5 protein-coding genes are annotated in these 12,306 nt (G+C 42.5%); 3 read left to right on the forward strand and 2 right to left on the reverse strand.

Going from position 1 to position 12,306, the window contains the following annotated elements:
• Window positions 1-133: 133 nt before the first annotated feature.
• The gene (locus MKY19_RS07240; RefSeq protein WP_339801629.1) at window positions 134-1,315 is read left to right on the forward strand and encodes an ATP-binding protein; all 1,182 of its coding nucleotides are present in this window, start codon (window positions 134-136) and stop codon (window positions 1,313-1,315) included.
• A 203-nt stretch (window positions 1,316-1,518) separates the two neighbouring features.
• Here MKY19_RS07240 and MKY19_RS07245 read toward each other — a convergent pair whose 3' ends face one another.
• Window positions 1,519-3,450 carry an ATP-dependent DNA helicase gene (locus MKY19_RS07245; protein ID WP_339801632.1) on the reverse strand — a complete coding sequence of 644 codons (1,932 nt, stop codon included), beginning with the start codon at window positions 3,448-3,450 and terminating at the stop codon, window positions 1,519-1,521.
• A 334-nt stretch (window positions 3,451-3,784) separates the two neighbouring features.
• Here MKY19_RS07245 and MKY19_RS07250 point away from each other — a divergent pair, with 334 nt between their 5' ends.
• On the forward strand, window positions 3,785-4,231 hold the full coding sequence (locus MKY19_RS07250; RefSeq protein WP_042185883.1) for a V4R domain-containing protein: 447 nt from the start codon (window positions 3,785-3,787) through the stop codon (window positions 4,229-4,231).
• A gap of 117 nt (window positions 4,232-4,348) precedes the next feature.
• On the opposite strand, the gene MKY19_RS07255 is transcribed toward MKY19_RS07250, so the two are convergent.
• The gene (locus MKY19_RS07255) at window positions 4,349-7,003 is read right to left on the reverse strand and encodes a cation-translocating P-type ATPase (protein ID WP_339269592.1); all 2,655 of its coding nucleotides are present in this window, start codon (window positions 7,001-7,003) and stop codon (window positions 4,349-4,351) included.
• A gap of 581 nt (window positions 7,004-7,584) precedes the next feature.
• Between MKY19_RS07255 and MKY19_RS07260 the strand changes: the two genes are divergently transcribed.
• On the forward strand, window positions 7,585-12,246 hold the full coding sequence (locus tag MKY19_RS07260) for an endo-1,4-beta-xylanase (protein WP_339801637.1): 4,662 nt from the start codon (window positions 7,585-7,587) through the stop codon (window positions 12,244-12,246).
• The last annotated feature ends 60 nt before the right edge of the window (window positions 12,247-12,306 follow it).

Here is a 12,306-nt window from a genome sequence, read left to right on the forward strand (position 1 = left end):
TTTTTTATAGCGCTTATAATTATTAATTAAGTAAAACTATTGGTTTTGTGAAATATAGTGACTTACTGTTACTTTTGAAGCAGGAAAATATACATATATATTGAATACAAAACAACAAAGAGGGAGGATGAAAATGTCATATAGAGCAAATGCATTACGTTCGTCATTAACCCTAGCTGTTCCAATTATTTTAGATAGGCATTATCATTCTATAACTATGAAAAATATCGAATCCGCCTGGTTTATAGAGACGCATAAGGAATTGTTAGATTCAACATTCAGCACGATATTAATGAGTATGATAGAGGCACTGTTCTTGGATTCCTATGGTTACGACCAATACCTAAACCTACTAGAAAAAGAGGGGGTGGAGCAAGGGATTTATACAGCAGAAATATTCGGTGATCATTTTGATATCTTACTTGAAATGAGCAAGGATTTAAACTTAATCGCTCAGAATATGATGTTTAAGATCATTGAAGAGATGGAAGATGATTCTACGACTCGATTGTTTTTTTATAATCGTTTAATGGAAAGCAACTGGACCGGTTTTACGGGCTTTGCAAAGGGGTATTTATCTAATAAAAATCAACAGATTGACAATTTGCATGAACAAAAAATTGCTGTTATGGGACAAATGGCAGCTGGTATGGCACATGAAATACGGAATCCGCTTGCTTCGATTAAAGGATTTGCCCAGCTTGTAAATAACAGGCTATATGAACCGGTGATCAAGGCGGATGAATTGCGTGCGTATCTGGATATAACCATTAAAGAGATTGATGCTCTGAACGGATTAGTAACGGACTTCCTAGTACTGGCTCGAAAAGGAGATAGTTCGAAAAATACCGGCGTAGTATATAACGTTATCGAGGTTATACATAGAGTTAATAACATCGTGAATCAACTCATACTTAGTGATGATATTATTCTTTCCGTGGAGTATTCTCTAGAGAAAGTAATGACGTATGGAAACGCCTCTCAACTAGAACAGGTAATCCTTAACATTTTAAAAAATAGTATCGATTCATTCACAGCGTTTAGAGGCAGAATAGACATTACAGTTAGCACCGCTAATGAGACTAACGAAGTTATCCTTATTTTTAAAGACAATGGAGAAGGAATTCCACTGGATAAACTAAATCGAATATTTGACCCTTTCTTTACAACCAAGCAAAAAGGGACAGGAATTGGATTATCAATTTGTAAACAATTAATAGAAATGTATGGGGGACAAATTAAGGTAGACTCAGAAGTTCAGGTAGGTACTAGCGTGATGGTTATTTTGCCTTGGGTAAATGATTATCACATTTGAGGCTACGAACAATTTGAATGATTGAATGAAGTATGATAAATGGATCATCAGCTTCGGAGAGCTGATACAGCAAAAATAAACAAGCCTGGCACAGAAGCTCTTCAGGCTTGTTTATTATTTTTCATGCTGAAAAGGATCCTCCAAACGATACACAGTATCGCTATTCAAAAATACGCGTTCCTAAGAGGACGGTACAGCCTGTTCTACTTAACGCTAAGTTGTATCTCTTTTTCTTTTACAAACTTCTCCAGCACTCTAAAATCCTCGGTAACCTTTTTAAATGGTAAAGATTCCAATGCCTTATCCCGGTAATCCTTTTTCGCAGCAGCAGACAGACGGGAATCAAGTATGCTGAGTACACCAAGGTCAGTCTCACTACGGATCAATCGCCCGGTTCCTTGTCTTAACCGAAGCAGCATGTCCGGTACAAAAACGTCATTTAAGGGATCCTTCGTCAAAGATGCCTTATATTCATAGACAGGATCGGAAGGAACAGGGAAGGGCAGACGGAAAATAATTAACTGCGACAAATCAGAACCTTCGATATTCACGCCTTCCCAGAATACACCGGTACTAAGAAGGACGCCTTTACTGCCACGGAATTCAGCGATCACCCCGTCCTGAGACGATCCTTCTCTTTGAACATGCACCGCCCATGCTAGCTTCTCGGATTTTAACTTATTATGAATGTACTTCATATCTTCCTTCGCTGAAAAAAGAACCAATGTCCGTCCGTCCGTTAAATTACAGAGCCTCAGCATTTCCTTGTATGCCGCTTCAAGATAACCTACCTTGTTCTGATGGTTGTAGTAAGGGATGTCCTTAGCAATATACAGCATGGTGCGGTTGTCATAATCAAACGGCGAAGCCTGGCGCTCCATATAATCTCCCTTGTAACCGAGCGACTGCGTCAGATATGCATATTGTTCCTCTAGTGTTTCTCCGGTCTGGCACATGGTTGCTGACGTTAAAATAACAGATGTTTTCCCGTTAAATAAGCTATATCTTAGGAACTGGCTTATGCCTTTAGGACAGATACTAATAGTGGCCTCACGCTGGGTATTGCTTCCCCAAATCAGGTAGTTATCCTGGACTCCGGCGAGTACATCAAAGAGATCTATAAGTCCGTTCATGGCTTCAAAAAGATTATCGATTTCTCGCTCATGCTTGGAAGTTAAGACGGATAAGCTGAGATTAAACTCTTTCAAAACCTGAGCCCCCCGCTTTAACGGAATCCCTGTGATTTCCGACACTTTTATCCGGTCATTATCCTGCTTGGCTGTTTGCAGCAAATCCGTTTCTACCTGTTTGAAAATATGACCCATGCATCTTTTCAAAAATTTAAATTGCGGCAAAAGGCCGTTATCTGCGGATTGCTTGAAGAGAATCTGTAAGGTGTCATCCAGAATACGGCAGGTTCCCCGGTATGTAAACTCGAGCGTTCTAGCATCTCTAACCTTTGCTTCCAGATTATGAGCTTCATCAATTACGATCAGAGCTGGCCGTTCAGTGATTAATCCCTTCGTTCCTTCTTTTTTCTTGATCAAATCACGGATGAGCAGGTCCTGGTTGACGATAATAAAATCCATGTCGCTGGCGTCGGCGTTAATCTTCGCTCTCATCTCGTAAAATGAACATGTGCTTTTATAATGGCATCGTTCAAATTTACAATCATTCACACAAACATTAGACCATACTGCATCACTAACTCCGCCCTTAATATCTGCTCTCTCATCAATGTCATAATTTACAATACGCTGGGCAAGCGTAGATAGAGGAGAGCTTGAATCATCAGGTTGTAACAGGTCTGTTGCCCTGTATCGGCAAGCATATTGCCCCATGCCTTTTCCGACTACGGAGCGAACCAATGTAAATCCGAGCCGGCTTCCGATGAATCTCAGATCTTTATGAATCTGTTCTGAAAGTTGTATGGAGGATGTTGCAATAATGATCGGTTGTCTTGAGACTTGGTTAATGAGCAGGCTGGGAATGAGGTATGCAAAGGACTTACCGATGCCGACTCCAGCTTCAATCATTGCGTTTCTACCATTAATATAAGCATCAGCGATATCCAGAGACATATCTTGCTGGCCGATCCGCTCTTTAAGTCCAATCCTGGGAAATCTATCATACATCCGAAAGATGGCATTGACTAAAGAGGGTTCGATGTCCTTTTTTAGCTCCCGCTTCTGTAATTTATATAGATCACTTAACCAGCTAATAACGACCGCCTCTTTTCAAAATCAATTTTCTTCCAGTCCCAGTTTTTTGGGTGAGGTTGTAATTATCGTAGATGAAGCGCTAACAGTCAAGTGTCAGAATATAAAATAATGATTTTTAACCCTTGTTCTTCCAATCATTAGAGATAGGAAGTGCGTAGGATCACAAAGCATTTATTGGATACGTTTATACTCAATATATTAATTAAATTTGAAATATAAATTACATAAGAATTTGGAGGCTACGGGCATGGATCATTTTACTTTTACAGATATGAAAAAAATAAAGAGAGAAAATTTGGGTGATGCTGTACCTTTAGAGCTTTTCAGAACGATTAGACTTATTGGATTATACCAAGCGTTACCCATGAATGGTAAGGGCACAACGTTGACCATAGGAAGGAAAATTGGGGAAGAGTTTGGTGTTACCTCAGTTAATGAACTATTCGGGTTATTCGAACAAATGAAGATAGGGATCCCAATAATAACCCATGAAGATGACAAGGGAATGTCAATTGCAGTACACGATTGTTTCTGCGAAGGGTTACCTATTATGGAAGGGAAAATGGTATGTGACCTAGAGGGGGCCATTATCGAAGGAGCACTTAGCAAAATACGTGGGAAACGAGTTTCCGTCCGGGAAGTGAAATGTAATGTTCATGGGGATGAATGTTGTGAATACATAGTCAAATATTAAAATTTACGTGATATTTCGATCATATTACGGATGTTTGAATCAGATCTGTAAATGACAGAAGAACAGCGATTCTCCATCCTTGGAGAATCGCTGTTTTGATTTTTTGTTCAATTGTGATTAAGAAGCTGATTTAGGAGTAAACGCTCTACGAATAACCTTCGTCAATTCCATTAGGATGACGGCGCCGAGTGCCAGACCGCTTGCAATCAGCCAATCGGACATTCCGAATGAAGCCGGAATCGAGAAGATTTCTCTAACTCCTGGCAGAACCGCAATCCCGTAAAAGGCAAAGCAGACCAAAACGGCTCCGATGACGTATTTGTTGCTGAAAAACCCAGCTTCAATAGCTGTTTGACTGTTCGAGCGAGCGGCAAAGGTCTGAAGTGTACGAGACAGAATCAGGGTTGTAAATGCCATAGCCACGCCCATATCAGGGGAATGCTGGAGTCCGATATACAGGGATATAATTACGGCTATACCTATAAGTAGACCACGAGTAATAATAGCCTGCATCATTCCTCCGGCAAATATACCTTCCTTCAGTTCTCTTGGATTTCTATTCATCACGTTAGGTTCAGGTTTCTCCATACCAAGGGCAATGGCGGGCAGTGAATCATTCGCCAGATTGATAAATAGAAGCTGAATCGCTGTGAAGGGATTAATCCAGTCGAAGATCAGGGCAAACAGAATGGCGATAATCGCACCCAGGTTGCCTGAAAATAAATAGGCGATCGCTTTTTTGATATTGTCGAATACCGTTCTGCCTACAGACACAGCATTCACAATGGATACAAAATTATCATCGGTCAAAATCATGGCAGCCGCATCTTTAGCAACGTCAGTTCCACTGCCCATGGCAACACCAATATCTGCTTGCTTCAATGCAGGCGCGTCATTTACACCATCACCGGTCATGGCTGTAATTTTGCCTTTTCGCTGCCATGCACGGACAATTCTGATCTTGTTCTCTGGGGAGACTCGGGCGTACACACCAATCTGCTCCAGCTTATTATCCAGTTCTTCGTCGGACATGGCATCGAGCTCTTGACCGGTTACGGCAATTTCTTTTTCGGTCATAAGACCGATATCGCGTCCGATCGCTTGTGCGGTTGTCTTATGATCACCAGTAATCATGATGGTCCGAATTCCAGCCTTCTTGGATTCTGCGATCGCGCCATAGACAGCTTCCCGAGGGGGATCAATCATAGCTGTCAAGCCTACGAGCACCAGATTTTGTTCATCCTCAAGACCCACTTCAGTGACTGTATTTGGTACAGTTTTGTAGGCATAGGCAAGTACACGTAGTGCTCTGCTGGAGAATTCCTCATTGGCTTCAATGAAACGATCAAGAACTTCCGGTGTCATCGGCACTTCTTGTCCACTTAGTAGTACATGCGTACAAAGACTAAAGAGTACATCTGGTCCGCCTTTAGTAATCATTGCTTTTTGTCCGTTAAAAGTGTGTAAGGTCGTCATTAGCTTGCGATCCGAGTCAAAAGGAAGTTCAGCTTCACGAGGGAAATTATCGCGTATTTCCTTGTAATCTTTATTCATGCTGTTACTGAAGGCAATAAGTGCCACCTCAGTTGGATCGCCTAGTTCTTTACCATCTTCATTAATGTTAGAGTCGTTACAAAGCACGGCAATGTGTAGGAGGCGCCGGGCTTCCTCAGACCATTCTTCGGGCTCTTGATTGAATTGATCACGATCACCTTCCGGTAAAAAGTAATCTACAACTGTCATTTTATTTTGGGTCAGAGTACCGGTTTTGTCCGTACAGATGACACTGGTTGATCCAAGTGCTTCGACGGCTGGCAGCTTACGAATAATCGCATGTTGCTTAGCCATTTTATTCGTACCTACGGATAAGACAATCGTTACGATCGAGGATAGAGCTTCAGGAATAGCGGCGACTGCCACAGCGACTGCAAACATTAGGGCATTCAGAATGGCTTCCGTGGTATCCACTGTATCATTCGACAGCCAAACACGTCCGGCTTGGATGGCAAAGATCAAAACGGACAGCACGATAATCGCTACACCCAGCTGCTTGCTAAAGGTTTCGAGCTTACGCTGTAGTGGCGTCTGCTTGGCTTCGGCGCTCTCAATGAGTTCAGCGATTTTGCCGATTTCGGTTGTCAGTGCAGTTCCTGTCACTACAAGAGTTCCACGGCCATATACAACCAAAGAACCGCTAAACGCCATATTACGACGGTCCCCGAGTGGAGATTCCTTCGCGATGGTATCCGTATGCTTCTCTACAGCTTCGGATTCTCCGGTCAGCATGCCTTCATTGATCTTTAAGCTTCCAGATTCTATGATACGGCCGTCGGCAGGTACGAAATCTCCAGCCTCCAGTAATACGATGTCACCGCGAACAAGCTCTCTGGCAGGGACGGTTTTTAAGGCTCCATCCCGCAACACTTTAGCCTCGGGTGCCGACATCTGCTGCAGGGCATCAAGTGAACTCTCCGCTTTACGGGTTTGGATGACACTTATAACTGCATTGAGAATCAACACGAGGAAAATGATAAGCGACTCCATAACTTGACCCATAACAATCTGGACAATGGCCGCAATAAGCAGTACGACCACCATAGGGTCCTTGAAATTTTCAAGAAAAAGCTTCCAGAGGGGATCTTTTTTCTTTCCTTTTAATTCATTGTAACCATCACGTTCCAGTCGTTTGTCGACTTCTGCCGACGTAAGCCCGTTAGTTGTACTCTGCACTTCCTGTAAACTGTCTGTTACATTCTTGCGGTAATACTCCACTAATGATAGCTCCTCTCCGCTGTGCTGTGTCTTTTTTTAGGTCTCATAAGCTTCGATTTACTGCATAAGTGCACATAACTGCGTGTTCTACACAAGTATGGTATATCAGTTCGTCAAATCAGTAGACTTCAGGACCTATCTTCAAACTTACGATTCAACTTGACGCAAGTTTCAAAATATGGAGCTTAGTATGCGCATATCTAAAAAAAGATCATTCGTAATCGTCCATATTGTGAAATCTTTTTAATGAATAGTATTGGATTACCTATGAAGAAGTCTTAATACATGGGAAGACATAGGGAATTCCTGGATCTTGCGTGTGTTTTCCTATGATTATGGGGGGTAACACCTTTAGTATCAGTATAGTAGTGGATAGAATCGGAAGGTAAAATAATGTGAGTATAGATGTAAGCGTTTACAGAATGGGGGTGATTAATACCAAGACAAGATGTTTCTGCAATGAGTGCAAAGGGGTAACGCTGTTTCGTATTTTGTAATTTTTAGACCGGATTGAGGGCTGTTACAAGGAATTGTAGGCAATTCGCTAATGTTAAAGACCAAAATTAGGAGGAATGCTGCAAATGAACAAAATGCTTAAACAAGTCATCTCGATCTTACTCGCAATCGCGATACTTATACCGTCAGGTTTGTTTGCTCCGGTTACGGAAGCAGCGACATCTGAAATTCCTGTACTATTGTATCATCGTATTGTCGATACAGCGACGAATGAATGGACAGATACAAGCGCAGATAAATTCAAGAGCACTATGAAATATCTTTATGATAACGGCTATAATACATTGACTGCGGATCAATATGTGAACATTAAAGCCGGTGTCGAGGCAGCTCCTGCCAAACCGATTTTACTCACTTTCGATGACGGGACACCTGACTTTGTTACCAAAGCTCTTCCGGTATTGGATCAATATGATATGAATGCGGTTGCATTTATTGTCACTGGATGGATCGGTAAAGGTTATAGCATGTCGCAAGCACAACTTCAAGATTTGGCAACCAACCACCCGAATATCAGTATCCAGAATCATACGGTTAACCATGCAGAAGGTGTATGGAAGACTATGACAAAGGCGGAAGCTTCCGCAGAATTAGCTGAGGCCAATAATTATCTTAAACAAATCACGAATAAAGATCCTATTCTTTTGGCTTATCCTTATGGGAACTTCAATTCCGATGTTCAGGCTGCAGCTGCGGCGAATGGCATTAAGTACTCCTTTAAAGTAGGTTATCCGAATCAAGGGGACCATGCTAGTGGACGTTATTACGTACAAATGGGTACAACATTATCCGACATTGCGAATTGGATTGGTGGACCTGCACCTGATACGACAGCACCTTCTACTTCGGTAACCGTTTATCACGAATCCTTTTCGAATGGTAAGGGAGTTGCTACACAATCAGGGAACGCAAGCTTGACGACAGTCACGAACAAGGTTTTTGCGGGTAATGAGGACGGCACAGCATTATACGTTAGCAACAGAGCTAATGACTGGGATGCGGCTGATTTCGATTACAGTGGGATGAAGCTTGTAAACGGTAAGACTTATACGGTAACCGCATCCGTTTATGTTGATGCTGATATAGCGATCCCTAGCGGTGCCCAAGCTTATTTACAAAGCATAGACAGCTATGACGTTGTTGCAAGCGCGAATTATGAAGCTGGTAAAGCAATCACCTTAAGTGGGAAATTTATTGTAGATACGAGCAAACATACGAAACTACGTATTCAATCAAATGCGAGCGGAAAAGAGGTTTCATTCTACATCGGTGATCTATTAATTACCGAACAGGTCACTACAGAAGAGCCAACTAGAGAACCGGCGTTACCTTTTACCACCGTTACTTTTGAGGATCAAAAAGCAGGTGGTTTTGTAGGTAGAGCAGGTACTGAAACGCTGACCGTATCCAACGAGGCGAATCATACGGATGGTGGTTCATACGCTTTGAAGGTAGAGGGCAGAGCGGATACATGGCACGGTCCTTCATTACGTGTGGAGAAAAATGTTGATAAGGGACAAGAATATAAAATCTCACTCTGGGTTAAGTTGATCGAGCCAGCAAGCTCACAGCTTAAGCTTTCCACACAAGTTGGTAATACGAGTGCTAGCTATAATACACTTGCCTCAAAGACCATCAGTAATAATGACGACTGGGTTCAGTTACAAGGTACCTATCGTTATAGCTCAGTTAGTGAAGAATATCTAACCATCTATGTAGAAAGCTCTGACGCAATAGCCTCTTTTTATATCGACGATATCCGTTTTGAAAACACAGGTTCAGGTACGATTGAAATTGAAAAAGACTTAGCCCCGATCAAGGATACTTATAAAAATGATTTTCTGATTGGAAACGCAATATCGGGTGGAGATCTTGATGGTCTTAGATTGGATCTTCTCAAGATGCATCATAATATCGTTACAGCAGAAAACGCAATGAAGCCGGATCAGGCTTATTCTTCACCAGGCGTATTTGATTTTACCGCGCAAGATAAGCTTGTTGATAAAATTTTGTCTGAAGGACTTAAACTGCATGGACACGTACTGGTATGGCATGCGCAGACTCCTGATTGGTTGAATACAACAACAGATGTAAATAATAACAAGTCTCCATTAAGCCGGGAGGAAGCTCTCCAGAATCTGAGGACCCATATCAAAACCGTTATGGAGCATTTCGGCGACAAGGTAATTTCTTGGGACGTTGTTAACGAAGCGATGAACGATAACCCATCTAACCCAACAGATTGGAAAGCCGCATTGCGTACAGCCCCTTGGAAAAGCGCCATCGGAACAGACTATGTAGAGCAGGCGTTCCTGGCGGCAAGAGAAGTATTGGACTCGCATCCTGAATGGAACATTAAGTTATATTACAATGATTACAATGATGATAATCAGAATAAAGCACAAGCTATTTATAGTATGGTCAAAGAAATCAACGATAAGTACGCGTTGGAACACCCCGGCAAACTTCTTGTCGATGGTATTGGTATGCAGGCGCACTACAATATAAACACGAACCCGGAAAATGTGAAACTTTCATTGGAGAAGTTTATATCTTTGGGTGTAGAAGTAAGCATCACTGAGCTTGATATCATGGCCGGAAGTGACTCTAAGCTAACCGAGCAGCAAGCGAATGCTCAGGGGTATCTGTATGCGCAGCTGTTTAAAATTTACAAGGATCATGCAAAAAATATTTCGCGCGTGACCTTCTGGGGTCTTAATGATGGCACAAGCTGGAGATCTGAAAATAATCCATTGCCGTTTGATGCTAACTTGCAGGCTAAACCAGCTTATTATGGTGTAATCGACCCAGATAAATTTATTGCAGAGCATACACCAGAAAGTGTAAATGCTAATCAGTCAACCGCTAAATATGCAACACCAGTAATTGACGGGGTTGTTGATGCCGTTTGGAACGATGCGGCCCCAATGCCGATTAATCGCTATCAGATGGCATGGCAAGGCGCAAACGGTGTAGCAAAAGCACTTTGGGATGATGAAAATCTTTATCTTTTAGTCCAAGTCAACGATACGCAGCTTAACAAGAGCAGTGTCAATGAATATGAACAAGATTCCGTTGAAATTTTCTTGGATCAAAACAATGCAAAAACAAGCTTCTATCAAAGTGATGACGGGCAGTATAGAGTTAATTATGATAACGAGACCTCATTTAATCCGACAAGTATTGCAGCTGGCTTCGAATCAGCAACTCAAATTTCCGGAACAAACTACACAGTTGAAGTAAAGATTCCGCTTCATGGGATAACTCCGGACAACGATAAGAAGCTTGGTTTCGATGTACAGATCAATGATGCTAAGGACGGCTCACGTCAAAGTGTTGCGGCTTGGAACGATACGACAGGCACTGGATATATGGACACATCTGTTTATGGTGTACTTACCCTCAAGGGGAAAGCAACTGATACGGAACCAACACCAACACCAACATCAACACCAACACCAACACCAACACCAACACCGACACCAGCGCCAACCAATGAACCAACTGGTAGCAGCAACACTGGTAGTGCAGTAACAACTCCACAGCCTGTAGCCATTGCATACAAAGATGGTGTTGTTACGATTACACTGGAGGTGAAATCCGATAAAGAGCGTGCCATAGGTACGATCTCCAGCGACAACATGAAAAAGGCGCTTGAACAGGCTACCGCAGCGGCAAACGGCAAGAAACAAATCGTGATCGAAGTACCAAAGCAAACGGATGCGAAAGTGTATGATATACAATTGCCAACCCAAAGCTTGATGGGGAAAGAAAACTTTGAACTATTGCTTAAGACGGAAAATGCTACAATCCAAATTCCAAGCAATATGCTGCCCGACTTAACAGACCTTGCTGAGCAAGTGTCCATACGCATAAGTAAAGTCTCTGCGGACAGCCTGAGTGCAGCTAACCGCAATTTGATCGGCAGCCATCCGGTTATTGATCTAAGCGTAGTATCAGGCGATAAAGTCATTCCATGGAATAACCATAACGCGCCTGTAACAGTATCCATTCCTTACACACCGACAGCGGAGGAGCTAAGTAATCCGGATTTAATCGTTGTTTGGTACATCGATGATAACGGCAACGTAGTACCGGTTCCGAACGGCCGATATGATGCTGCAACCCAAACGGTTGTATTTCAAACGACCCACTTCAGCATTTATGCAGTAACCATTGTAAAGAAAAACTTCGGAGACCTGCAGAACGTATCTTGGGCAAAACAAGCCATAGATGTTATGGCTGCTCGCGATGTCATCCAAGGAACGAGCGTGAATAGCTTCTCACCTGCAGATTCTATGAAGCGAGCGGATTTCATTGCTCTTCTCGTGAGAGCGCTTGAACTGAAGGGAACGGGCAAAAGTGCAGCATTGTTCAGCGATGTCCAAAAGACGGATTATTATTATGATGAACTGGTCATTGCGAAGGAACTGGGAATCGTTACAGGTTTTGCAGATGATACGTTCAGACCAAACAGTGATCTCTCCCGTCAAGATATGATGGTGCTGACAACTCGCGCTCTGGCGGCATCCGGTAAGCAAGTTAAGGCGAGTGGAACTTTAAATGCTTATCTGGATGAAGCAAGCATCTCCAGCTATGCGAAAGACAGCGCATTATTGTTGATCAAAGCCGGAGTTGTGAACGGTAAGAACGACAGAATTGCACCAAACGACACGCTTACCCGTGCTGAAGCGGCAGTAATCTTGTACCGCATTTGGAAGCTTTAGGCTTAACTTGGAGAGAAAGTCTTTATAGGCGGTTGCAAGAAGTATCAAAAAAACCGTAAA

Source organism: Paenibacillus sp. FSL R5-0744, from assembly GCF_037972555.1.
Lineage (GTDB): Bacteria > Bacillota > Bacilli > Paenibacillales > Paenibacillaceae > Paenibacillus_AQ.

Bases quoted from the DNA above. Each gene is read 5' to 3' on its own strand.
- MKY19_RS07245 (WP_339801632.1), bottom strand. From the start codon at position 3,450: ATGTATGATAGATTTCCCAGGATTGGACTTAAAGAGCGGATCGGCCAG.
- MKY19_RS07250 (WP_042185883.1), top strand. From the start codon at position 3,785: ATGGATCATTTTACTTTTACAGATATGAAAAAAATAAAGAGAGAAAAT.
- MKY19_RS07260 (WP_339801637.1), top strand. From the start codon at position 7,585: ATGAACAAAATGCTTAAACAAGTCATCTCGATCTTACTCGCAATCGCG.
- MKY19_RS07240 (WP_339801629.1), top strand. From the start codon at position 134: ATGTCATATAGAGCAAATGCATTACGTTCGTCATTAACCCTAGCTGTT.